General features: G+C 37.2%; 25 protein-coding genes. 6 read left to right on the forward strand and 19 right to left on the reverse strand.

Annotation, left to right across the window (positions count from 1 at the left end):
• Positions 1-93: 93 nt before the first annotated feature.
• The 4 genes from MKJ01_RS17590 to MKJ01_RS17605 all read right to left on the reverse strand — a co-directional run bounded on the left by MKJ01_RS17590 (position 94) and on the right by MKJ01_RS17605 (position 2,652).
• Positions 94-420 (reverse strand): SUF system Fe-S cluster assembly protein, encoded by a 327-nt coding sequence (locus tag MKJ01_RS17590; RefSeq protein ID WP_241615507.1) that lies wholly within the window; start codon positions 418-420, stop codon positions 94-96.
• 3 nt (positions 421-423) lie between these two features.
• On the reverse strand, positions 424-1,128 hold the full coding sequence (locus MKJ01_RS17595; protein ID WP_241615509.1) for a 3'-5' exonuclease: 705 nt from the start codon (positions 1,126-1,128) through the stop codon (positions 424-426).
• An 80-nt stretch (positions 1,129-1,208) separates the two neighbouring features.
• On the reverse strand, positions 1,209-1,556 hold the full coding sequence (locus MKJ01_RS17600; protein ID WP_241615511.1) for a tRNA-binding protein: 348 nt from the start codon (positions 1,554-1,556) through the stop codon (positions 1,209-1,211).
• Positions 1,557-1,725: 169 nt separating this feature from the next.
• Complete coding sequence (locus MKJ01_RS17605) at positions 1,726-2,652, reverse strand: DUF3078 domain-containing protein (protein ID WP_241615513.1); 927 nt, start codon at positions 2,650-2,652, stop codon at positions 1,726-1,728.
• A gap of 250 nt (positions 2,653-2,902) precedes the next feature.
• Here MKJ01_RS17605 and MKJ01_RS17610 point away from each other — a divergent pair, with 250 nt between their 5' ends.
• The 3 genes from MKJ01_RS17610 (at position 2,903) to gdhA (ending at position 6,366) form a co-directional block, all read left to right on the forward strand.
• A complete protein-coding gene (locus MKJ01_RS17610) occupies positions 2,903-3,673 on the forward strand; it encodes a rhomboid family intramembrane serine protease (RefSeq protein WP_241615515.1) in 771 nt (256 codons plus the stop codon).
• Positions 3,674-3,707: 34 nt separating this feature from the next.
• Positions 3,708-4,817: a DNA-processing protein DprA gene (dprA, locus tag MKJ01_RS17615; protein ID WP_241632724.1), complete on the forward strand. Its 1,110-nt coding sequence runs from the start codon at positions 3,708-3,710 to the stop codon at positions 4,815-4,817.
• 190 nt (positions 4,818-5,007) lie between these two features.
• Positions 5,008-6,366, forward strand: a complete 1,359-nt coding sequence (gene gdhA / locus MKJ01_RS17620; protein ID WP_241615518.1) for an NADP-specific glutamate dehydrogenase — start codon at positions 5,008-5,010, stop codon at positions 6,364-6,366.
• A 166-nt stretch (positions 6,367-6,532) separates the two neighbouring features.
• Here the strand turns inward: gdhA and MKJ01_RS17625 are convergent, their stop codons facing one another.
• The 4 genes from MKJ01_RS17625 to MKJ01_RS17640 all read right to left on the reverse strand — a co-directional run bounded on the left by MKJ01_RS17625 (position 6,533) and on the right by MKJ01_RS17640 (position 8,948).
• The gene (locus MKJ01_RS17625; protein ID WP_241615521.1) at positions 6,533-6,871 is read right to left on the reverse strand and encodes a hypothetical protein; all 339 of its coding nucleotides are present in this window, start codon (positions 6,869-6,871) and stop codon (positions 6,533-6,535) included.
• 168 nt (positions 6,872-7,039) lie between these two features.
• The gene (locus MKJ01_RS17630; RefSeq protein WP_241615522.1) at positions 7,040-7,372 is read right to left on the reverse strand and encodes a hypothetical protein; all 333 of its coding nucleotides are present in this window, start codon (positions 7,370-7,372) and stop codon (positions 7,040-7,042) included.
• A gap of 116 nt (positions 7,373-7,488) precedes the next feature.
• Positions 7,489-7,977 (reverse strand): YkgJ family cysteine cluster protein, encoded by a 489-nt coding sequence (locus MKJ01_RS17635; protein ID WP_241615523.1) that lies wholly within the window; start codon positions 7,975-7,977, stop codon positions 7,489-7,491.
• The gene (locus MKJ01_RS17640) at positions 7,974-8,948 is read right to left on the reverse strand and encodes an ion channel (RefSeq protein ID WP_241615524.1); all 975 of its coding nucleotides are present in this window, start codon (positions 8,946-8,948) and stop codon (positions 7,974-7,976) included. The genes MKJ01_RS17635 and MKJ01_RS17640 overlap by 4 nt, the downstream gene beginning before the upstream one ends.
• A 187-nt stretch (positions 8,949-9,135) precedes the next feature.
• On the opposite strand from MKJ01_RS17640, the gene MKJ01_RS17645 reads away from it, so the two are divergent.
• A complete protein-coding gene (locus MKJ01_RS17645) occupies positions 9,136-9,516 on the forward strand; it encodes a group III truncated hemoglobin (RefSeq protein WP_241615525.1) in 381 nt (126 codons plus the stop codon).
• A gap of 38 nt (positions 9,517-9,554) precedes the next feature.
• On the opposite strand, the gene MKJ01_RS17650 is transcribed toward MKJ01_RS17645, so the two are convergent.
• The 10 genes from MKJ01_RS17650 to MKJ01_RS17695 all read right to left on the reverse strand — a co-directional run bounded on the left by MKJ01_RS17650 (position 9,555) and on the right by MKJ01_RS17695 (position 19,663).
• Complete coding sequence (locus tag MKJ01_RS17650) at positions 9,555-10,625, reverse strand: calcium:proton antiporter (RefSeq protein WP_241615526.1); 1,071 nt, start codon at positions 10,623-10,625, stop codon at positions 9,555-9,557.
• A gap of 64 nt (positions 10,626-10,689) precedes the next feature.
• A complete protein-coding gene (locus MKJ01_RS17655) occupies positions 10,690-11,028 on the reverse strand; it encodes a DUF6122 family protein (RefSeq protein WP_241615527.1) in 339 nt (112 codons plus the stop codon).
• A gap of 16 nt (positions 11,029-11,044) precedes the next feature.
• The gene (locus tag MKJ01_RS17660; protein WP_241615528.1) at positions 11,045-12,277 is read right to left on the reverse strand and encodes a hypothetical protein; all 1,233 of its coding nucleotides are present in this window, start codon (positions 12,275-12,277) and stop codon (positions 11,045-11,047) included.
• A complete protein-coding gene (locus MKJ01_RS17665) occupies positions 12,278-14,335 on the reverse strand; it encodes a hypothetical protein (protein ID WP_241615529.1) in 2,058 nt (685 codons plus the stop codon).
• A gap of 14 nt (positions 14,336-14,349) precedes the next feature.
• Positions 14,350-15,015, reverse strand: a complete 666-nt coding sequence (locus MKJ01_RS17670) for a hypothetical protein (protein WP_241615530.1) — start codon at positions 15,013-15,015, stop codon at positions 14,350-14,352.
• A gap of 13 nt (positions 15,016-15,028) precedes the next feature.
• A complete protein-coding gene (locus MKJ01_RS17675) occupies positions 15,029-15,751 on the reverse strand; it encodes a DNA alkylation repair protein (protein ID WP_241615531.1) in 723 nt (240 codons plus the stop codon).
• Positions 15,752-15,949: 198 nt separating this feature from the next.
• On the reverse strand, positions 15,950-17,227 hold the full coding sequence (locus tag MKJ01_RS17680; RefSeq protein WP_241615532.1) for a sodium:proton antiporter: 1,278 nt from the start codon (positions 17,225-17,227) through the stop codon (positions 15,950-15,952).
• Positions 17,228-17,251: 24 nt separating this feature from the next.
• Complete coding sequence (locus tag MKJ01_RS17685) at positions 17,252-17,881, reverse strand: DUF4919 domain-containing protein (RefSeq protein ID WP_241615533.1); 630 nt, start codon at positions 17,879-17,881, stop codon at positions 17,252-17,254.
• Positions 17,881-19,116: a GTPase HflX gene (gene hflX, locus MKJ01_RS17690; protein ID WP_241615534.1), complete on the reverse strand. Its 1,236-nt coding sequence runs from the start codon at positions 19,114-19,116 to the stop codon at positions 17,881-17,883. The genes MKJ01_RS17685 and hflX overlap by 1 nt, the downstream gene beginning before the upstream one ends.
• 124 nt (positions 19,117-19,240) lie before the next feature.
• Positions 19,241-19,663 carry an META domain-containing protein gene (locus MKJ01_RS17695; RefSeq protein WP_241615535.1) on the reverse strand — a complete coding sequence of 141 codons (423 nt, stop codon included), beginning with the start codon at positions 19,661-19,663 and terminating at the stop codon, positions 19,241-19,243.
• A 98-nt stretch (positions 19,664-19,761) separates the two neighbouring features.
• Between MKJ01_RS17695 and MKJ01_RS17700 the strand changes: the two genes are divergently transcribed.
• Positions 19,762-21,963 (forward strand): S46 family peptidase, encoded by a 2,202-nt coding sequence (locus MKJ01_RS17700; protein WP_241615536.1) that lies wholly within the window; start codon positions 19,762-19,764, stop codon positions 21,961-21,963.
• A gap of 80 nt (positions 21,964-22,043) precedes the next feature.
• Entirely contained in the window at positions 22,044-22,517 is a 474-nt protein-coding gene (locus MKJ01_RS17705; protein WP_241615537.1) for a YdeI/OmpD-associated family protein, read from the forward strand.
• Between the two features lie 467 nt (positions 22,518-22,984).
• Here MKJ01_RS17705 and MKJ01_RS17710 read toward each other — a convergent pair whose 3' ends face one another.
• A complete protein-coding gene (locus MKJ01_RS17710) occupies positions 22,985-24,520 on the reverse strand; it encodes a YifB family Mg chelatase-like AAA ATPase (protein WP_241615538.1) in 1,536 nt (511 codons plus the stop codon).
• Between the last annotated feature and the right edge of the window lie 227 nt (positions 24,521-24,747).

Consider the following 24,747-nt stretch of genomic DNA (forward strand, 5'->3'; position numbering starts at 1 on the left):
GCAAAAAAACAGAACATTATTTAAACTATAAAAAATTAGCCGCATAAAAAAGACTGCCCTTTTTGGACAGCCTCTTTATTTTTGCGGATGAATCTAAAGCATTCCCAATTCGAATTTTGCTTCTTCGCTCATCATGTCTTTATGCCAGCTGGGCTCGAATGTAAGCTCCAGGTCAACGCTTTTTACGTTATCTACTTCAGCTACCTTGTCTTTAACTTCCTGGGGAAGCGTTTCCGCGACGGGACAGTTTGGGGTAGTGAGGGTCATTATGATTTTAACATCCGCATCGTCGGAGATCTGAACATCATAAACCAATCCCAGTTCGTAAATATCCACCGGAATTTCAGGGTCATATACGGTTTTAAGGACTTTGATGATTTCTTCACCAATGTCAGCAATCTGATCGTCTGTAAATTTCATTTTTTAATCTAAATTGATATACCTTTTCAACAAATCTTCCTGACGCATCCGCCGGAAAATATTTGCCAAAGTTAGCACATCTTTTTCACAATAATCCACTATTCTCTGCAAGTCTTTCTCTATGTAGTAAATTGATGAAACCATTGAGCCGTCAATGTCATCTTTCGGCGTAGGAATACCGAAAAGGTGAGCCAACAGTTCCAATGAAATGAAACTTTTATAATCCCCGAATTTCCAAAGTTCCATGGTATCAATATGAGGGATTTCCCAAGGCTTTTTCCCGAACATCTGAAACGGAACCGGAGGCATCATCCCGTTGATTAAAAACCTTCTGGCAATCCATGGAAAATCAAATTCCTTACCGTTATGAGCGCAAAGGATAACATCCCGAAGTCTTTGGCTGTTAAAAATTTCACCGAATTCAAGTAATAATTTCTTCTCGTCATCGCCTGCGAAACTTTTTATTTTTAAAGTGTCATTTTTTTCGAGCATCCCGATCGTAATACAGATGATTTTACCAAACTCTGCCATAATGCCTGCTCTTTCCATATAAAATTCTTCTGCAGAAATTTCATCTTTTCTCTGGAATCTCGTTTTTTTATCCCAAAGCATTCGTTCTGATTCCGATACGTCTTCCCAGGATTCAAAGCCCGGAACGGTTTCTATATCAAGGAATAAGACTCTTTCTAAAGGGATATGCTGTATCATGGTTTATTTCTTTTATGAATTGAATATAATCAGTTAATCAAACAGACCGGATTTAAAATGATGAAAACGTAATTATTATATTATCCTACCGGCATTCCGTTTTTGGCAGGTAAAGAAGGGGTAAGAAGAGTGACATCTTTTTTGTCTTCGCCATAGAAACCTAAAACCAGACATTCACTGAAAAAGTTGGCAATCTGCTTCCTGGGAAAATTAACAACTGCTAAAATCTGCTTCCCGATTAATTCTTCTTTCCCATACAGTGATGTAGTTTGAGCGGAAGATTTTTTAATGCCCAGATCTCCAAAGTCTATGTCCAGCTGATAAGACGGATTTCTGGCTTTTTCAAAATCGGCTACCGAAATAATAGTTCCGCATCTTATGTCAATTTTTTCAAAGTCTGTCCATGAAATTTCAGGCTTTACGATCATAATTAAAGATTATTTTGTGTTGGTTGGTGTTTAAATATTAATATTGTCAAAACTTTGGGTCCGACATTCACAAATGTATTAAAATCTAAAATGATTCAAACCAAAAAATATAGGAATACCATAAAGATAGTTTCAAAAATATCTTGTCTCAAAAATAGTATTGGAAACCTTACTTCTTAATCCACCATTGGCTGTCTTTTCTGTCGGATCTCTTTACTCCATTATTCAGAATGTAAGAAAATCCAACACCCAAGGTCTGCTTGAGCTGTGTTTTTTCAATCTGATTATGATCATACATAAGGTCAACCGTAATGTTGGAAGAAATAAATTTATTGACCTTCAGATTTAAAATCATTCCGTAAGCGAGAACCAGTCTTTCAGGATGATCAAGATAGTTGGAAAAAACAGATGCGGTATTGGTAATGTTAATATTCTCCATCAGTTTAAACTTATACAACGCTGTCCCCAGGAAACCATACTGCAGTAAGGAAGTATCGCTGTCGGCTTTTAATCCATAAGTTCCTGCTGTCTGAAGATCGCTGTCTAAAACAAGAGTCCACCTCGCATTGCTGGGGCGTAAGGTAACATTTACATTGTCATTGGGCCTGAATGTGATTCCCATCCCGAGGTTCAGATAGCCGGGAGCCATAAAATTTGAAATTTTCTTAGCTTCAGGGTTATTGCCGTCCTCATATCCTACCGTAAACTGAGACTGCAGCCCTGCTCCTACGGAAAGATACCAGCTTTTGGAAATCTTTCTGCCGTAATTGGTAGAAACGTTAATCACATCTTGTGTCTTTCTTACTCCAAGACCTTTGGTATCATTCTGGCCATAATTTAAAAGGATGAGATTTTCCCATAGATCTTTATCTTTTTCATAGGTAATGTTATAATCGATTCCGAGAAGCCAGCCTACATTATTGGCGCCGCCGCCAACCCAGTTTGAAAAGGCTGCCTGGTTGATCATCAAAGACTGTTTTCCTAAAACCGACCAATGTTTTACGGTATCGGTAACGATAGAATCTTTTTTTATTTCTTCCTGTGCACTGATAAAAACTCCTGCAGAAAATGCTAATAGTAATAGAAACTTCTTCATTATTCAGATTTCATTTTGTGTAAACGCTATACAAAAGTATTAAATATAAATTGATCGGTCAGGACCAAAGGCTTTAGATTACTGTGTAAGATCATGATTGGACATGAATACTTTTATTGTTTTCAATGACAAAAAATACTTGAAATCATTAAAATAATTACTTTTTGGCTGAAAGAAAATAGAATTCAAACAATTCATCGACAAATTTTCCGAAATTTATCAGTGGCTTTTCATTTGACATAACAACCGTATGCTAAAAAATAATGTAATTTCCAGAAAAGCGATTGTAAATCCTCTGCTGATGCTGGCAGCAATGTGGTCTGGCTATTTCCTGCAGCAGCACGGCTTTTTTGGGAGTTGCTTCGGAGCAATTATTCCATTATTGCCGGAAGGCCTGCTTGGAATTATTACTTCTCCGCTTTTACACGGAAATATAGACCATATTGTAGGAAATTCTATACCTATTGCGGTGCTGATGTTCCTCTTATACCAATTTTATCCTCTGGTAGCAAATAGAGTGTTTGTTATCGGATGGCTGGCTACAGGTTTGTTAGTGTGGCTTCTTCCGCCGATTGATATTATGACGGGAAATTACCTTTACACCTGTACCATCGGTGCGAGCGGGGTGGTATATGTGCTGGCTTTTTTTCTCTTTTTCAGCGGGATTTTTAAGTGGAACATGACATTGCTTACCATTTCCTTGCTGGTTGTTTTATATTACGGAAGTTTGGTTTGGGGAATGTTGCCGGAAGAATTATTCAGCCATCTTGAAGAACCCAGCAAGATTTCATGGCAGGCCCATCTTGCCGGAGGGATTGTTGGAGTTATTCTTGCGTTTGTGTTTAAAAAAGTTGGTGACAGGAAGAAAAGATATATTTGGGAATTCCCGAATTATTACAGTGAAAAAGATGACAAGCTTTGGCAGGAATATAAAGAGAACCACCCTGATGATTTTCTCGAATTGCCTTATAAAAAGAAAGATGATATCTGGGACCGCCTTGATGAACTGAGAGGAAAATAAAACAGAATTTCCTACATTTGTGAAAACGACACAAATGTATTCTGAAGAACATCTTTATGCCATCGCGCTGCGCGAATGTGCTTTTATCGGTGATATCAATTTTTATAAACTTGTCAGGACTTTCGGAAGTGCAAAAGAAGCATGGGAAAAAACGAATAAAGAATATAAAAGACTTGATGGTTTTGGAAGGAAAATGATTTCTGATATCGGTAACCCCGAGCACCTCAAGTTTGCTGAAAATGAACTGAAATTTTGCGAACAGAATAATATTAGAATTAATCTCAGGCATCATCATGAATTGCCGAAGCTTCTGAATGAATGTGATGATGCTCCGGCCATCCTCTATCAGAAGGGGAACTTTGATGATCAGAAGATGAAAGTAAGTATAGTCGGTACCCGGAATATGACGTCTTACGGAAGCCAGTTTATCCAGGATTTTTTTGAAGAAACAAAATCCTGTCATTATGTTTCAGTAAGCGGTCTTGCTTTGGGTGTTGATAAAGAAGTTCATGAGCAGTCTATTCGGCATCAGGTTCCTACGGTGGCCGTGCTGGCTCATGGATTTCATATTCTCTATCCGGCAAAAAACAGAAAGCTGGCTGAGAAAATACTGCAGGAAGGCGGGACTTTATTAACTGAATTTAATTCTTCCAGAAAGCCGGACCGGGAAAATTTTATCCAGCGAAACCGTATTGTAGCGGGGATTTCTCCAGCAACCATTGTAGTGGAAACTGCTTTCGGTGGAGGATCGATAAGTACGGCAACTTTTGCCAATCAATATAACCGTGATGTTTTTGCATTGCCGGGAAAGATCACGGACAGACATAGCCAGGGATGTAATCATTTGATTTATCAAAATAAGGCAGCTGCTATTTCTACGATTAAAAATCTTGCCGAAAATCTGGGATTTAATAGAGCTGAATCAAAAATTGAAAATTTATTTTCCAAGAGTGAAATTATGCCTCAATTGTCTGAAGACCAAAAATTAATATTATCCGTAATTTCTGACAATCCCAAGATTGCACTTGATGATATTATCGGGAAAACACAACTTCCATCACATAAAATTTTACCTATCATATTAGAATTGGAACTTTTGGCGAAAGTAAAATCACTTTCAGGGAGACAATTTCTTGCAATCTGACAATTAATGATTTCTTAATATTGCATTGTTTTATACATAACATTTAATTTTTAATAAAATTAATGGATAAATTATTGATTTAATAATATTAAGTATTTATTTTATTAAACTTTAAACAATCATTAATTAAGGTGTTGTGAATCTTGAAAAAAAAATTAAATTTGTTGACAATAATATTCAACCCTACTATATGGAACAATATAATATTGACCAGAAAATACAAGAGTTTATAGCAAAAATTGAGGCAAAAAACCCTAATGAGCCCGAATTTTTACAAGCCGTAAAAGAAGTTGCCGTTACCGTAATTCCGTTTATTATGACCAAAAAGGAATATACGGGAATGAAGCTTCTTGAGAGAATGGCGGAAGCTGAAAGAATAATCATTTTCAGAGTTCCATGGGTTGACGATAAAGGCGAAATCCAGGTAAACAGAGGTTTCAGAATCCAGATGAATTCTGCAATCGGACCTTATAAAGGAGGAATCCGTTTCCATCCTACGGTAAACCTTTCGGTATTGAAGTTCTTAGCTTTTGAGCAGGTGTTTAAAAACTCTTTAACCACACTTCCGATGGGAGGAGGAAAAGGAGGTTCAGATTTCGATCCGCAAGGAAAATCCGATATGGAAGTAATGCGTTTCTGCCAGGCTTTCATGACGGAATTGTGCAAGCATATCGGTCCTGAAACGGACGTTCCGGCAGGAGATATCGGTGTAGGAGCAAGAGAAATCGGATACTTATTCGGACAGTATAAGAAAATCAGAAATGAATTTACAGGTGTGCTTACCGGAAAAGGTCTTGCATATGGAGGTTCATTGATCCGTCCTGAAGCTACAGGTTACGGTGTTGTATATTTCGCAGAGCAGATGCTGAAGACTATCGGCCAGACTTTCAAGGATAAGACGGTAACGGTATCAGGTTTCGGAAACGTAGCCTGGGGAGTAATTAAAAAAATATCTGAGCTTGGCGGAAAAGTAGTGACTATTTCCGGGCCGGACGGATATATTTATGATAAAGACGGGATCGACGGTGAAAAGATTGATTATTTATTAGAATTAAGATCTTCAGGGAACAACAGAGCTGAAGATTATGCTAAAAAATATCCTTCTGCGGAATTCCACGCTGGAAAACGTCCTTGGGAAGTGAAATGCGATGTGGCAATCCCATCAGCAACCCAGAATGAACTTGATCTTGAAGATGCTAAACTGCTTGTTGAAAACGGATGTTTATGTGTAACGGAAGCTGCAAATATGCCTTCTACGTTAGATGCCATCAATTATTTCCTGGACAATAAGGTATTGTTCTCTCCGGGGAAAGCTTCCAATGCAGGGGGTGTTGCCACTTCAGGTCTTGAAATGACACAAAACTCTATCCGTCTGAACTGGACTTCTGAAGAAGTGGATGCCAGACTGAAGGAGATTATGATCGGAATTCATAAAGCGTGCAGAGACTACGGAAAAGAAGAAGACGGCTATGTGAACTACGTAAAAGGCGCGAATATCGCCGGATTCGTAAAAGTTGCAGAAGCTATGCTGGCTCAGGGAGTTGTATAAAATATAAAGGTTGGGAAATTTCCCGACCTTTTTCATTATAACCTGTCCCGGGATCATAAATGGGAAAAAGTAAAGTGAAAGGAGAAAGCGTTGGTACTATCAACGCTTTTTTAATGATAGGACAAAAAAAATCCTGAAATTAATTTCAGGATTGTTATCATTTATTCTATTTATTTTTCTTCTTCATCTTTCTGTCTGCTTTTACAGCATCTTTATCTTTTAGTTGCATCGTATCTGTCTTAGGCTTATCCCAATCAGTACTTTGATTAATAGTGCCTGTAGTTGTTGTACCATTGGTATTCCCATTCATGGTTCCGTTATTTAACGTGCCATTATTCATGGTGCCGGTAGTTCCATTTGTATTGGTACCATTGTTCAATGTTCCACTCTGTGTTGACGTAGTACCTGTAGCTGAGGTATCCGTCTTGGTTTGTGGTGTTGTCTGGGCTGATGCAGTGATCATACCTCCTGCAACAAATGCTGCTGTTAAGATTAACTTTTTCATAATATTAATAATTTGGTGTTGTTAAAGGTTAAGTACAATTATCATACAAAGTGGTATCTTAAAAATATTTTTAACTTGATTTATAATATTTTAAGATAAATTGTATTATAATTAGCTTTAAGTATAAAATCCTGAAATTTTATTCAGGATTTTGTACTTGATTTTAAATTACTTTGATTTTTTATTCTTAGACTTTCTTTTTGTGGCCTCATCTTTAGGCTTTGTTGCATCAAGACTATTGTCTGATTGTGCTGATACTGCTACATCATCTACGGCAGTGGTTACTTTGGCCGTGTCTGCTGTTGAAGCTCCGGACGTACTTTGTTGAGTCTCTACTGCAGTCGTAGTTCCTAAATCTGAACCTGCCTGCGGATTCTGCTGAGTCTGTGACGTTGTCTGATTGTTTGTACTTTGTGATGGGTTCTGTTGGGTTGTAGTTTGGGCAGATGCTGCGCTTAATCCGATTACTGTAAATGCTGCCGTTAAAACTAACTTTTTCATAATATTTTCTTTTTTAATGGTTGTCTACATGAAACGCTGATGGTTTATCGAATAGTATATTCAAAACCTTTATTTAACGTAGTTTATCACTCTTTAAGATCAATTATGATTTCAGATTACTTTTCTAAATTTTTCATAATTTTTTCTACAAACTCATATGCTGCAGGGCATATAACGGTGTTTTTAACCATAAGATTATTGATCTGATAGATCTTTTTCCGGTCAGTATGAGGATATTCTCTGCAGGCTTTTGGACGTACGTCATAAATCGAACACGTATTGTCTCCATTTAAAAAAAAGCAGGGAAGGTTCTGAAGAACTTTATCATGATCTTCATCTACCTTTAAAAATTTCGCCTCAAAATCCGCAGGCTTCATCCGGAGATGTTTTGAAATTCTCTCAATATCTTTTTCCGTATAAAGAGGGCCGGTCGTCTTGCAGCAGTTTGCACATTGAAGGCAGTCTATACGTTCAAAGACTTTATCATGTGTTTCCTGGACAATATAATCGAGATCTTTGGGCGGCTTTTTTTTCAGTCCGTCCAGAAATTTTTTGTGTTCTTTTTGTTTTTGTAAAGCCTGTTTTCTATAAAGTTCTAGATTCATGATCTTTGTTCCTGCTTCAGATTGGGGATGTCTGCTTTTTGATAGTCATTGATTTTATCCAGATCCAAAACGGTAGAAAGATTTTCTTTATCAGGATAATACATCGGGACAAATTTTGCTCCGTAAATGATCTCATTGGAAATATAAGAAGATCTTTGGACCACAGTGTTCGAAAATACCTCATCAAAGGCGCGCACATGAACGATGATCTCAATATCCGTATTTGTAAAATCTTCTTCTGTAAAACCATAAAATGGTGAATCTTCATTTATCATATGCACAATGGTCCAGTTCAGTGCCAGCGTATTAATTTTATTCAATTGGGTTGTCAATGTATAAAACTTGCTTTTTGGAATACTATCCTCCATTACTTCAATGGCAGTGGAAACAATGATTTCAGCATCAGTCAGTGCATTGTTTTTATAGGGAGCCAGCCTGAACATTAACGCGGTCTTATCTTTAAAAGGGGCAATTAATGCGATATCCGAAAATTTCAGATAAGCCCTCGGTCGTGAAAATCTTCCGTAAAAAAGTCCCGTTGCAATGGCAAAGGTAAGCAATCCCAGAAAAGCTTCAAAAGTAGCGACTAGACTTGCCATACATCCTACCGGGGCGATTCTTCCGTAACCTACTGTCGTAAAGGTCTGCGAACTGAAGAAGAAAACATCGATGAATTCATTTATCGGATCACTTTTGTCTATTCCGGTGAGATGTTCTACTCCTATAAGATAATAAATCAGGGCAAAAAACAGATTGACCAGGATATAGGCAATCACCAGATACGAAAGGAACTGAAAGGTAGAAAGATCCAGCATCGTATGATACCAGCTGAATCGATTAAATACGCTGATTCCTTTTCGGCTTACATTAGGAAGTCCGTCTTTATTGATAAACCTTCCTGAAGCATTGTCGCCAAAGCCACTGTTATCCGTGTTTTTCTGGTGGATTTTCTGCTTGAATCCTTTTGTCATTTTTAACTAATCCGTTACTGTTTTTTGCCGGTTTATCAACAATATGTAAATATAAAGATTACAGGATGTTATAAACTTCATTTCCATCTTTCCTCTTTATTTCTGTGCAAAGATAAAATATTGTTTTCATGAAATTTATCAATTTGATGATTGAATTTCTCAATTAATTTTACCTTAACTTTGATCTATGAAAAAGTTGGAGTCAAGAGAAGATATCAAACTTCTTGTCAATTCATTTTATGATAAAGTCGTTAAGGATGAAACGATTGGGTTCTTTTTTAAAGACGTCATTAAGGTTGATTTTAAAAAACATTTGCCTAAAATGTATTCGTTTTGGGAGACCCTTTTATTTGGACAAATAAGCTATAAAGGCAACCCGATGGCAGTACATTTCCCTATCAATGAACTGGAAGCAATGGAAAGAAGGCATTTTGATAAATGGCTGGAATTATGGAAAGCAACCATTGAAGAAAATTTCATGGGTGAAAGTGCGGATATGGCGATTTACAAATCCGAAAACATTGCAAAATTAATGGCTTTTAAAATGGAGCAGGCCAGAAAAGTTTAGCTGGATTTCTAAAGCCTGATAAAGTTAAATTTTACAATTTAAGGAACAATAACAGTGAAAATATAGGCGGCGAGATTTACCAGCAATACGGTTCCGTAAAGCACATTTGTTTTTCCCCGGCTTAACGAAAGCATAACGATAAATACGGACAATGAAAGCAAAATAATATCTTTTTTGTCCAGCCCTAAAACCAAAGGAATATCATACATAATACAAACCACGGACACTGCAGGAATCGAAAGTCCTATACTTGCCAGCGCAGAACCTAAAGCTAAATTAAGACTCGACTGAATCTGATTGGTCCTTGCTGCTCTGATGGCCGCTACGCCTTCCGGGAGCAGAACTACCGCCGCAATAATAACTCCTACCAATGATTTCGGAGCGCCAAGGCTCTGAACCATGTCCTCAATAGTTCCGGAAAGTCCTTTGGCCATCATGACCACAATCGAAAGACAAATGACTAGGAAAACAAAACTTATTAAGGTTTTTTGGGTGGAGGGAATATAATGCTCTTCTGAATTCTCATCCTGAACAACAAAATAACTTCTGTGCCTCACCGTCTGAACCATTAAAAATATCCCGTAAATCACCAGACAGGCAATGGAAACAAATATGAGTTGGGCCGTGTTATAAAACGGTCCGTTTACACTGGATGTGAAATTAGGAAGAACCAGCGTTAAAATTAAAATAGAAACAATACTCACCAAATATGTCGTTGCTGAGGTTCTTGCAAAAAACTGTTCGTAATATTTTACACCTCCCACTAAAATACAGATTCCTAAAATTCCATTAAGAATAATCATTACGGCAGCAAAAACAGTATCCCGTGCTAAGGTAATGGCCTGCTCTCCACCGGCAACCATCAGAGAAATAATTAAAGCAACCTCAATAATCGTGATACAAAGTGCTAAAATGATGGTTCCGAAAGGCTCACCAACTTTGTGAGCCACGACTTCAGCGTGATGGACTGCAGACAAAACGCTTCCGGTTAATAAAATTCCGGCAACAATATCTGAAACTACTCCCATTCCCATGAGTCCGGAAAAATAGTATCCTACTGCCAGAATAGGAAAAATGTACGTATAATGTAAAAAGTCTTTTATTCTCATAGTGTCTACAAAATACAAAAAATCTATGATTTTTGAAAGATTACAACAAAGTATTAATGTTATTTTAATGCGGCCAGAGATAAAAATCCTGAAGATCTGTCAACATGTGAAATAATAATCCGATGCCGATGATTCGGATATTTCCTTTGAAGAAAAGCATCAAAAAATACACCGCAATTGCATAATAAGAATGTAAAAAGTGAAATCCTACACTGGCCCGGTCAGGATCGAAAATAGGGTCAGCAAACAAATGATCCAGATCAACCAGCATGGTAGCCAATAAAATCAAATATACTTTTTTCCAGTTTTTGCGGTAAAAAATCAACGCAATAAAAACGGGAAAGACAAGATGAAGAAAATAATGTACAAATGTCCTGATGTATGAAATGTCTGATAAATCCATTTTTTACGTGCTTTTCTTACCATCTCAGCAGAAGAGGGAGATTATTTTCCTTAAATTTTAATTTTATATAATACTCATGGTCTTTATTTCCGTAAAAGATATAATCAACGGCAGAAACCATTCTTTTTTCTTTTACGCTTAATAATTTTAATTGAGGGAATAACGATGGATTATTTTTGATAAAAATATAGTTTTCATTTAATACAGGAGGAAACCGGACAGGTTTTCCTTTCGATTTTATTTCAAAGCCACCGGTTTTCTTTTCGATGACATTCGGCTGAAAAGGAATAACTGTAAACTGATTTTGAGCATTAACCCATTTCCTTTCCTGAAAGTATTGTTCTGTTTGTTCCGGATGTGAACTTTGAAGAGCAATGAAGTAATTGGGCTGAATAATTTTTTGAATTGTTTTTTTCTCTATTTCATTAAAATCATTATCGTATCCGTAAGTAATGACCGTATCATGCACGGCTTGAAGTTCAGCAGTTGCTTTTACATAGTCAATTTTTACTGAGTCAGTGAAATTTTTACCAAACACTGAAGTTAAGTTTTTAATATTTTTTGCATCCAGCTCAATATTTAAAAATGTAGTTTTCTGCTGGACTTTTGAAAGGATTGATGTAAAGTTATCTTGGTTTGAAGCTGTTTTTATTTCAATGTCATCGGCATTTACGTCAATTGAAAAATTATGGATCTTGCTATTTGAAATGAAGGAAATGCTTCCTAAAGATCGATTAATAAATAGATCTGAAGTGAAAGGTGTCCTATGGGAAAATTCAGGGAACAGACGTTTTATATTGTCAAAAGCCTGACTGGAAGTTTCGAGAATACATTGTTGCCCCACTATTCTGATGAAAACATGATCCTTATGGAAAACGTTATTGCTTTCAGTGAATTTTTCGCTCTTCAGATACGTCAGCAATTTTTGTTTATCCTTAAGCTCCAAAATACAATACCAATCAGAAAGGCTTGTATTTCCGATATGGAAAATCTGTAAAAAATCGGGAATTTTTACTCCCGATTCAGCTAGAGAAACGGTATTTGGGTTTTCATTATTATCACTCGTCCATTTCGAGGGATGGCTTAATACATTTGAAATATATTGTCTCGCTGCCTTTTTCATATCAATTAAAATCACGATATCAGCATTTTCTGGAATAAATTTTAAATCTTTATTCCGATAATATAAGATGAAATAGCCGCAGATCAACGCAATCAGTGCAGCAGAGACAATAAGTTTGGTTTTCATTTATAAGATAGCTTCTTTCTTATCCGACTCATTAATTTTATAAATCTCATCGAACAGGTCAAAAAAATACATAAGGCTGTTTTCAGAAGAATTTTTAATGGAATAATCGATTTCAGTTTCGATTTTATTTCCTTTTGATTCTGATTTAAAATAAACTTCCCCAACATTTTTTCTTATAAGATCCAGTGTTTTCCGCTCCGAACTACTTTTGAATTCTTTTTCCAGTCCGACTAAAAGTTTCTGAAGATCAAATCTGCCGGAAGCAGGGTATTTGTAAGAATCTTTCATCCATCGCTTTGCATTCTCGGATTGTTTATCGATCAACAAATTATTTTTAGATGTGGTTACATAGACGATTCCGTCTTTTACCGTAAAGAAAAACTGATCCATGTATCCTGTGTTTTTATCTTCTTTAAAAGAATAAAATTCCCCGTCTTTTGTAAATTTTTTTGCTGTTTTTTTGTTGGTCGCCAATAAGTTGAAAATACGGTTCCAGTATCCTTCGTTTTCTGTAGCGAAAGCGAAAGTAAAATCAGGAACTGCAACTTCTTTCGTTTTTGTTATTTCTTTTTCATTGTAATCATCGCCATAATCATATGCTTTATATTCTACCGTTTTGGAGGTAAGCTGGTTCAGTACAAAAATTCCGTTTCCAGGAGCTATCTTGGCGATGGCTTCTTCATCAAGAACAATTTTTACAGTTTCCATAACCAGTTCCGTTTCTTTCTGATATGCAGAATCTCCTGCATTTTTCATAAATGCATACATCATATCAAAATACTTGCTTCCGTCTATATTAATCGCATAATAACCAATGCTTTTGTCATTGATCAGCCGTGCAAGCTTTTTATTTTTCTTTCCTTTATAAATGGCGGAAACGCTTTTCTGAACTTCAGGATTTTTATGCTGATAGCTGTTCACCATACGAACTTTATCATTGTCAAAATAAAGATTATATGAAGAATTTGAATTGTATACCGAATTGAAAATACCTCCGAATTCATAACGCTTCATCATTTTTCCATAAATGCCGTTATTGACAATTTTTCCGTAATCCGTGTACACAAAAACATCAGAGCCGGCATTTCTGGAAGCAGTCATTTCCTCAGGCACATCAAGTTCCATATTGGAGCTGAAATACTGGTCGAAGGATTCTTCTGCCAGTCTTTTTACTATTTTGAACTTTTCTATTTTCAAAGAATCCATTTCTTTCAGATATTCAGGGTCTTCAGAATATTCCATGCCTTCATCCGGAGTGGGAGAGGGAAGTGCTTCCACACTGTTCTCAGAGTATTCTTTATCGGTTGATCCTTTCTTTTCCTTCGGGTATTCATGATGCTTTTCAAGATATTTTATATCTTTTTGAATCCTTTCAATTTCAGTAGTATTATTTTTTATGCTTTCTTTCAGATATTTGATATCATCCTTCAGGTATTTGATTTCTTCCTTATAATCAAAAGGTTTTTGCGGTTCTTCAGTATAAATGCTGTCGACATCTATAGTGGCAATACTGTCAGTAATAACTGCCTCACTGTCTATGGCTACGGCAGCACTATCAATTTGTAACTCATCTTCCCAGCTGTTTTTATAAGGTTTTTCATAGCTTATCATTTTCAGGACGGCCCGGTTATCATTCCACGCAACGAATATATCCTCATCAAGATTGATGTAAGCGTACTTATTTCTCTTGGAAATCTCCAATCCTTTTTTCTTTGCTGAATTGATAAACTCCAGGAACTTTTCTTTATTATCCAGAATAAAATGTGCACTATAAGTCTTTACAGAGTCATTGAATGTTGCATAATGGTATTGTGTGGCATCGTATCTTATTCCGGTTTTGGAATAATCGGTCCATGATGGCTTGTCCTTTCCTTTTTTTGTAACTTGCTGTAAAATGGGATTAAACTTTTGCCAGTTGATCTTTTTATCCAGCTGCTTCCCGTTGATTTCCATGTAGAAGAGAACATCAGCAGGCAGCTTCATACGCTGCTGGGCAAACATCAGGGAAAAGCTGAAAAATAGAATTATAATTTGTGTTCTGTGTAATATAGCTTTCATGGTCTGTGATTAAATTATTGAAAGAAAATTGTATTCTGTAATTGTTTCTTCTGAAAAATAAGGTCTAAAACAAGGGATTCCAGTTTCACCGCTTTTCTGTTAGGGGAAAGGGAGTAGGCATTATTGGATTGCGACTTTACCGTATTTTCAAACTGCATAACGGAAATATAGCGGGCATCATTGAAAACTTCTTTGTCGGCCTTATTCATTTTATCGTAATCGTTTTTAAATACAGTGGTCTTATTTCGCGTAAATATTTTTTTGACAGGATTATAGGAATAAATCTGTGTATGAACCGTTTTACCGATGATATTTTTTGCTTTTAGCTGTTCCAGTCCGGTGTTGATATTTTCAATCTTTCTGAAATTACAGCTTAGCTTAATAATATAGTTATCAAAATCCATTGACGTTTTCACGTTGGAAATTCCTGGAGTTGATTTAAAAACCCTTGCTGCTTCATTGATTTTAGCTTCAATTTCTGACTTTTTTGGCACTTTCTTTCCATTGATGGTTTCCATTTTTGAAATGGAAGCAAGCCTTGTTTTACTCTTACTTGCATTAAAAATGATAGTATATTCCCCACTTCCGTCACTTTTGACATTCGTTTTTTCCAGAATATCAAAGCAACTTGTCAGCCACAACAAAGGAATTAACACAAAAAGGGTTTTTAAATTTTTCATAATTAATTTAGTTTTATATTCTGCCTTTTAAATAATCCTGTCGCAGGTTTTCATCCAGCTTTTCAATGGCGTATCTCAGGCAGGTCCTTGGCATTTCTTGATAATATTCATTAAGATACATAATCAGTTCCTCTTTATTTTTCTGTCCTATTTCTCGTAACATCCAGCCGTTCGCTTTATGCATAAGATCATGAGAATGATTAAGATTATATGTAACCAGCTCTTTTGTAATGTCAAATGAGCCTTTTTTTATATAATACATTGTTCCGACAATGGCGATCCGTTTGTGCCACATGTTTTCAGAGCAGGAAAGTTTCCTCAAAAGCTCTTCTCTTTGATTTTCAAATGCATACCGTCCCAAAATCTTATAGCAGCTTGTGTCAACCAAATCCCAGTTATTGATATGTTTTAAGTGGCTTAGGTAGAATTCAATAATTTTATCTTTTACCGAATGATCTTTTGTTTTCTCGAATTTCAAAATTAACATCAGAAGTGCTGTTAATCTGTGCTCATGGTATTTTGAGGAAAGAAGATCACTTAACTCATCCAAAGAAACCCGTGAATAATATTCTTTTGCAATAACCCTCTGGTCCGGGACTGTTACCCCTAAAAACAAATCTCCTTCACCGTATTCTCCTTTTCCGGTCTTAAAAAACCTTGGAAAAAATGCCGCTTTTTCGGGAAGTGATAATGATGCAAGAGCATCCTGTATTTCAGGAATTATAGTAGTTATCATCTTTAACCTGTCTTTATGATAAAATTCTGACAAAACACAAGCGGTTTCGCTTTTAAGGTATCCGGCGAGGAAACGCCAGGCAAAACTTGTGCGTCAAAATCTATTCCGCAACTGAAGAAGATTCCTGAAAAATTTCTACTGGACAAAATTTATCTGAAATAAAACTTTTCCCTGAAGACACTTGTGAATAATGAGATCTTATTTTTCTTCTAATGCAATGGTTTCCAGTTCCTGCTCTTCCTGGGCGATTTTTTTCGGATTGGCAACTTTAGCAATGGTCAGCCCCTGGACAATAATAGAAAATACCACCACACAGTAAGTGATGCTTAAAACGACTGTGCTGTATTCATTCTTCGGAATCGAGAGTGCCAATGCTATCGAGACGCCACCCCGTATTCCGCCCCAAACCAGTACCTTTACGGTCTGTGGACTAAAGGTGGTTTTCATAAATTTTGTAGGTCCCCAAATGGAAATCACTCTTGCCAGCAAAACCACTGCGATAGCTGCGATTCCTGGAATCATAAAGTATCTTAAGTCTTTAATGATGAGTAATTCGAAACCGATGAATAGGAAAAGAACGGCATTCAGGATTTCATCAATTAATTCCCAGAATTTGATCAGGTAATCCTGGGTAATGGATTTCATTTTAAACTTCACATTGAAGTTCCCCATGAATAAACCTGCTGCAACCATGGTTAAAGGCCCGGAAATATGCATTTGCCTTGCGATAAGGTAACCTCCCATTACAACGGAAAGAGTTACCAGAACGGAAATGATGTAATCATCCACTTCACGCATCAGCCTGGAAGTGACCCAACCTAATATTACACCCAGTAAAAGTCCGCCTCCGGCTTCTTTTAACAGGATCAAACCAATGTTTTCCACGCCAAGTTCTACCTTATTGCCAATGGCCAGCTGAAGGACTACTGTAAAAACTACTACGGCCATCCCGTCATTGAATAATGATTCTCCGGCTACTTTTGTCTCGAGTGACTTTGAAACATTTGCCTGCTTTAGGATGCTTAAAACAGCAACCGGGTCTGTTGGGGAAATCAAAGCTCCGAACAACAGACAATAGATGAACGGAAGATCGATCCCTAATAAAGGGAGCAGGTAAAACATGCCGAAACCGACAACAAAAGTAGAAATAACAACTCCTAATGTGGAAAATATCAGAACAGGCCTGAACTGTTCTTTGAGATCATCAATATTGATATGAATACCTCCGGCAAACAAAAGAAAGTTTAACATGGCGCCCATCAGCACTTCCGTAAAGTCGATGCTGCTCATCAGATTATGAAGGTGCCCGAATGTTCTCGGCAAAACAGTTTCCCCGAAAGAAACCAGAAATATAGACACTACAATGGCAATCACCATAATTCCGATGGTGCTTGGAAGCTTAAGGAATCTGTAGTTAAGGTATGAAAATATGGATGCTAAAACTATTAAGGCTGAAAATGAATAATATAATTCCACTAATGTGTTTTTTTAATTATTTAGTTAGTAATCGATATACAGCACTTTTATATAGACTTTGCTGCTGTCTTTTTCCCAGATGTCAAGAATTCCATCTTTCATGGATTTTGATCCTCTGGAATAATCTTTTCCAAGATTAAGGATGTTCAGTAAAATGTATTCATCACCCACAGAATTTACCAGATAGGCTCCTTTTTCAGACTTTCCGTCACCTGAGCTTTTTATGGCATCTGTCATCGCCCTAAACTGGTCAAGATAATGGATGAAATTATTCCCGTCTTTTTTTGAGTCGTATGCTTTCAGTAAGATCAGGAGGATATCCAGGTTGGTCGGATCATTATTATACAGAATATTGCCTCGCTTGATACATTCGTCAAAGTCTCCGTTTTTAAAAGCTTCTGCCAGAGTTTTAAATTCATCATCTGTAGTCGATACCAGATCCTTCCTGAAACTTCTTCCATAGTAAAGATGCTGTGCTTCTATGGTATCCAGAGATTTCGGGTATCCTTTATACTTAAAAATCAGTTTCTCATAATAGTAGGGAGACTTTTCATTTTTAAGATCTTTTTCGATGGCTTTAAGATGAATCACCGGTTTCTGTGCGAGACTGGAAACTGAAAACAAAAGCAGCAGCAGAAAAAAATTATATTTCATTAATCGTTATTGTTTTCTTCTTTTTCTTCCTCATCATTATCGAAGTATTCGAAAAGGAAATCGTTGTACGGGAACCTTGAAATATGGATTTTCATTACTTCGTCATAGATCATCTTTTTCATTTCCGGGAAGTTTTCTTTCGTTAATGCGGAGATGAAAACGGTTGGATATTTTGATTTGGCCATCCATGTATTTTTCCATTCTTCCAGGGAAATATTCTTCCTTGTGGATGGGGTCAGGTCATCTTCATCTTTTTTGTCGTAGCTGAAATCATCGATTTTATTAAAAACCATAATCATCGGCTTCTGATGAGCGTTGATCTCCATTAAAACCTGGTTAACAGAATCAATATGGTCTTCAAAGCTTTCGTGTGAAATATCTACTACGTGGATCAGCAGGTCTGCTTCCCGTACTTCATCTAGGGTAGACTTGAATGATTCTACCAATTGTGTCGGCAGCTTTCTGATAAACCCTACGGTATCCGTCAGCAGGAAAGGCAGGTTTCCGATCACTACTTTTCTTACGGTGGTATCCAATGTGGCAAACAGTTTATTTTCGGCAAACACTTCAGATTTTGAAAGGGCGTTCATTAAAGTAGACTTTCCTACGTTGGTGTAGCCTACCAGAGCAGCACGTACTACTTTTCCTCTGTTGTTCCGCTGGGTAGCCATTTGTTTGTCGATGGTTTTCAGCTTGTCTTTTAATAGGGAGATTCTGTCACGGATAATACGTCTGTCGGTCTCAATTTCCGTTTCTCCGGGACCTCTCATCCCGATTCCCCCTTTTTGACGCTCCAGGTGGGTCCACATCCTGGTCAGTCGGGGTAAAAGATATTGGTACTGTGCCAGCTCAACCTGAGTTCTGGCGTAGGAAGTTTGTGCTCTCTGTGCAAAAATATCGAGGATGAGATTGGTTCTGTCAAGAATTTTTATCTCCATTTCCCTTTCTAAGTTCTTAAGCTGGGAAGGTGATAATTCGTCATCAAAGATAACGGTGCTTATTTCATTCTCTTTTACGTATTCTTTTATTTCCTGGGCTTTTCCGCTGCCTATGAAGGTTTTGGAATCCGGCTGTGTTAATTTCTGAGTAAAGCGTCTGTCTACGGTAGCTCCGGCTGTAAAGGCCAAAAACTCCAGCTCGTCCATATATTCAATGAGCTTTTCCTCATCCTGATTTTGTGTAATGACACCTACCAAAACAGCTTTCTCGTAATGATGGTCTTTCTTTTCTAGCATTAGATTCTATCTATGTTGTGAGATTTACAAGATAGTATTTTTAATGAAAAAAAACAAGCTCAAATTTTAAAACGGATCAAACTGATGATGATTGTAATTGCTAAACGTATTGATAAGCAGTATTCTAATCCCAGTCTGCAGCTACGAATTTCATAATGTATCCCTGCCTGTCCGTCAGCGTTAAAAAGTGCCCGTCAACCTGATAATAAGACATGTTTTTAAATCTTTTAGAAAAATCATCTTCAAGTTTCATGTCAGGGCATGCCATCATAGTTGAACCAAGCCCTGAAATTTTCAGTTTTCCGGAATTTCTAAATTCAGTATAAAAGAATATTTTGTTGCAGCCCATATAAGCACTTCCTTTAATCTTGCCGTTTTCATTGGAAGAGCTCAAATCAACTCGGGCTTTATATTTTATCAAATCCTGTTTGGAGTAATTTTCAAAGCAAATGAGCATCCATTCTCTTTGAAATCCTGGATCTTTGGTAATAACTGAAGAGCAGTTAATCATCAATACAGCACTACAAAAAGCTAAAATGGTAAGCATTATTTTATTCATAACACGCTCAGATCCATTTTCATACCATCACAGACATGAATCCATAAAAAAATAGTAAATTAGCGACACAAAAATTATTTTATAAAATGAAAAGAATACTTCTATTATTCACTTTCCTTTTAAGTTTTGCCCAGATGCGGGCGGATGAAGGGATGTGGCTGTTAATGCTCGTCAAAAGACTTAATGGTGTAGATATGCAAAAAGAAGGTTTGCATCTTACTCCTGAAGAAATTTATTCAGTCAATAATTCAAGCTTAAAAGATGCTATTGTAAGCTTCGGAGGTTTTTGTACAGGAGAAATTGTTTCCGGGCAGGGGCTTATCTTTACCAATCACCATTGCGGATACGGTGCGGTAGCAGCAGCTTCCACTCCTGAAAAAGATTATCTGAAGAATGGATTTTGGGCTATGAAGCAGAAAGACGAATTTAATGCAAAGGATCTTTATGTAAGATTTTTGGTAAGAATGGATGATGCTACCCAGAGAATCAATTCCAAGCTGAATAATAAAATGTCTGCTGCAGAAAGAAGAGCGGTTATTGACGCTGAAACCAAAGCCATCCAGTCTGAAAATTCTGAAAACGGGAAATATACGGTAGTGGTAAAAGATTTCTTTAACGGAAATGAATTCTATTATTTTGTATATCAGGATTATAAAGATATCAGATTAGTGGGGGCACCACCGTCATCATTAGGAAAATTCGGAGGGGATACTGATAACTGGGAATGGCCCAGACATACGGCAGATTTTACAGTTTTCAGAGTATATGCCGACGCTGCAGGAAACCCTGCGGAATTTGCTCCGACCAATGTTCCTTTGAAGCCTAAGCATTTCTTACCTGTTTCTCTGAAAGGAGTAAAGCCTGGTGATTTTTCCATGATTTTAGGATATCCGGGAAGAACCAACCGTTACCTGACTTCTTACGGAATTCAGCAGATGGTTAATAAAGATTATCCGGCCTGGGTAGAAGCTTCCAAATTAGCCATGGATGTTATGAAGAAGTACATGGATAAAGATAAGGGAACCCAGCTGAACTATGCATCTCAGTATGCATCAGTAGCCAATTACTGGAAAAACAGACAGGGAACCATTGATGCCGTAATTAAAAACGGAACGATTACCGATAAGCAGAAATTGGAGGAAACATTCAAAACATGGGCTGTACAGCCTGCAAATGTTGTTGAATATGAAACTGTATTGGATGATATTGCCATTTATTACAAGCAGACTTCGGCAAGGAATGTAGAAAGAAACTATATGACCCAGCTTTCAAGAAATTCAAAGTATTTTACGCTGGCATTACAGTTGGGAAGCATGCTTAAAGCATATGCTGAGCAGGATATGCAGGGCAGGCTGGCGATGAAACCAAAAGTTGATGCTGCCTTAAAAACAGCGTATGAAAATATTAATACAAAGCTTGAAGGGGAAATGATGAACTCCATGGTGAATCTTTACCAGACGAAAGTGAATAAAGACGTGGCTTCTGAAACCATTATGGGGCTTAATGCAAATACGCTTTCCAATGTAGCATATTCTTCCATCTTTGCAAACAAGACTTCTGCTACCAACTTCGTACTGAATCCTGACCGTTTAAAATTAGATGCAGATCCGCTGTGGAAAATTGCCAACGGAATTGTCGCTGATCAGAAACTTTCATCAGAAAAATTTGTAAAAATTGATGATAACTTTGCGAAGAACAGCAGACTGTTTTTAGCAGGATTAATGAAGTCAATGCCTGAGAAAAAATTCTATCCGGATGCCAACTCTACAATGAGGCTTACCTACGGAACGGTAGATAAATTACCGGTACGTACCGACAGAAACTATTTCGGGGTTACGGATAACTATTATACAGATATGACCGGTCTTGTAGGGAAATACAAGAAAGGAGACGAAGAATTTGATCTTCCGCAGAGAGTGATCGATCTTTATAATCTTAAAGACTTCGGACAGTATGCAGATGCTAAAGGCTATATGCCAGTGAATTTCCTGTCTAACAATGATATTACAGGAGGGAATTCAGGATCTCCGGTAATCGATGCAGATGGAAACCTTATCGGTATTGCATTTGACGGAAACAGTGAAGCATTAAGCGGTGATATCGTTTTCGAGCCGGAATGGCAAAAAACCATTAACGTGGATATTCGTTTTGTACTTTGGACGATCGACAAATATGCCGGTGCCAGAAGACTGATCGATGAACTGCAATTGGTAAGAGACGAAAATACGCCTGCTGATACAAAGACAAAAATGCCTAAAGCGACTTCTGCTAAAGGAAAGAAAAAATAATCTTATTGATTTATTTTTATCAACCGTGAAAGTTTTCTTTCGCGGTTTTTTATTTTTGCTATGTATTAAACCTTTAAACGATGTCAGAATCTATACAATTTAAAGCCGTTATCCGGCAGCACGGAAACATGAATGCTGCCTACGTGGAATTTCCTTTTTCTACAGAACAGGTATTCGGTAAAAAAGGACAGATAAAAATCAAAGCAATCTTTGATGACCATGTTGAATATCGCGGCAGCTTAGCCAGAATGAAATCAGACTTTCATATGGTAGGATTACCCAAAGAGATCAGAAAGCAATTGGGGAAAACGTTCGGAGATGAGGTTTCGGTTTTTCTAACAGAAGATAAAGAAGAAAGAACCGTTGACATTGCTGAAGATATTGTTTCTGTATTTTCTGAGAACTGGGAAGCCCAAATAGTATTCGATAAGATGAGGTACACGCACAGAAAAGAATACATCCGTTGGATAGAAGAGGCTAAAAAGCCTGAAACACGAGAAAACAGAAAAAGAAAAATGATTGAAATGATTTTGAATGGAAAGAAAAGTGTGTAAAAGAGTTAAGATATTCCTCTGCACCTCCGTTAATAATCACCACCGCGTTTCCAGTATGGTTGACTTCTAATCCCCAATTATTTATCACCTCTTTAAAGTAACCTTATGCATGATTTTCAGAAATACTATTTTTCTGCCATATAAATTCAATGATTTCACCATTGCTTTTTTATAATCAAGCCTTAAAAATCTGTAAATTAAAGTTTTCATTATCAATGACGATGCTTTCATGAGCTGCAAAGTTATGGGGATAATATTGTAAATAAGTTCACATTTTATTGCTGGTGGTCTTTTTAGGATTATTAATTTTTGATCTCATTACTGGTTAAATCAGGGTCTAATCCTTATAATGACAAACATGATAAAGCCTGACGAAAAAACGTGTCGTATAATAATTTAAACTGTAATTTAAAATTGCATGCTATTAAAATTTTGTTTTGTGCCATTAAATAATCAATTTACCAAAGTTAAGCATTCCAAAACTCCCGATCCAGACTTCTATACTGTATGGCTTCCGATACATGTTGTGAAAGAATATTCTCAGATCCTTCAAGATCTGCAATCGTTCTGGCAACTTTCAGAATCCGGTCGTATGCTCTTGCCGAAAGATTTAGTTTTTCCATGGCAAGCTTGATAAGGTTAAACGATGTGGCATCAAGGTCACAGTATTTTTCAATTTCTTTAGGTCCGATCTGTGCATTATAGCTGATTCTTAAGTCTTTGTACCTTTCTCTCTGGATTTCACGTGCGGTGAGTACCCGTTTCCTGATGTCTTCGCTCTTTTCGCCTTTTCTCCGCTCAGCCAATTGTTCAAATTCCACTTTCTGAACTTCTATGTGAATATCAATACGGTCTAATAATGGTCCTGAGAGCTTACTCATATACCGCTGCATTTCGTAAGTGGTCGAAGTATTATTCGGATCATCCGGGAAAAATCCGCTTGGACTCGGATTCATAGAAGCTACGAGCATAAAACTCGCGGGATAGTTTACGGTAAACCGGGCCCGTGAAATCGTTACTTCCCGGTCTTCCAGTGGCTGTCTCATGACCTCCAGGACCGTCCTTTTAAATTCCGGCATTTCATCCAGAAATAGAACACCATTATGAGCAAGTGAGATTTCTCCGGGCTGGGGATAACTGCCGCCGCCTACCAAAGCAACATCTGATATGGTATGATGCGGTGAGCGGAACGGGCGAACCGTCATCAATGAAGTTTCGGTTCCCATTTTTCCCGCAACAGAATGTATTTTTGTGGTTTCCAAAGCTTCTTTCAATGATAATGGCGGTAAGATACTGGGTACTCTTTTGGCAAGCATTGTTTTACCACTTCCCGGCGGCCCGATCAGAATGATATTGTGCCCTCCTGCAGCCGCTACTTCCATGGCTCTTTTAGCTGTTTCCTGGCCTTTGACTTCGGAGAAATCAAACGGAAAATCATTTATCTTTTCCTGGAATTCTTTTCGGGTATCAATTTCAACTTTCTGAAGCGGCTTTCCTTCATTAAAGAAATCGATAACCTCTTTGATGTTTTCTGCAGCAAAAACATCGATGTTATTTACAATGGCCGCCTCCCGGGTATTCTGTTTCGGCAGGATTATTCCTTTAAATCCTTCTTCACGGGCTTGTATGGCTATCGGCAAAACGCCGCGTATGGGCTGTAATGCGCCGTCCAGAGAAAGCTCGCCCATGATAATATAGTCCTGAATGTTTTCAGCCAGAATCTGGTCAGACGCTGCAAGGATACCTATGGCAATGCTCAAATCGTAAGCTGCCCCTTCTTTCCGCAAATCTGCAGGAGCCATATTAATAGTGATTTTCTTGCCTGGGATTTTGTAGCCTACATTTTTCAGAGCAGCAGAAATCCTATAGCTGCTTTCTTTAATGGCATTATCGGGAAGGCCTACCAGGTGGTAGCCTATTCCTCCGGTGTCTACATTCACTTCTATGGTAATGATCTGTGCCGCAACGCCATGGATGGCACTTCCGTAAATTTTAATCAGCATTGATAAGTGTTTATGGTAAAATTAAAAAATTATAAATAATTGGTTTTCTTACTGAAATTCTCTTAAAGGTGAAAAGAATAAAATATTATTAAGATATTTATTAAATTGAATGAACATATTGATATAAAAGTCAATTGTCTTTAAAAAAAATTAAGGTAGTGTCTCACTAACTGTGTAAGTTAAAAAGTTATTCTGGAAAATTTTGAGCCCTTACAGCTCAAAAAATT

Origin of the sequence: Chryseobacterium sp. SSA4.19, assembly GCF_022601875.1 — a bacterium.
In the GTDB taxonomy this organism is placed as follows: domain Bacteria; phylum Bacteroidota; class Bacteroidia; order Flavobacteriales; family Weeksellaceae; genus Chryseobacterium.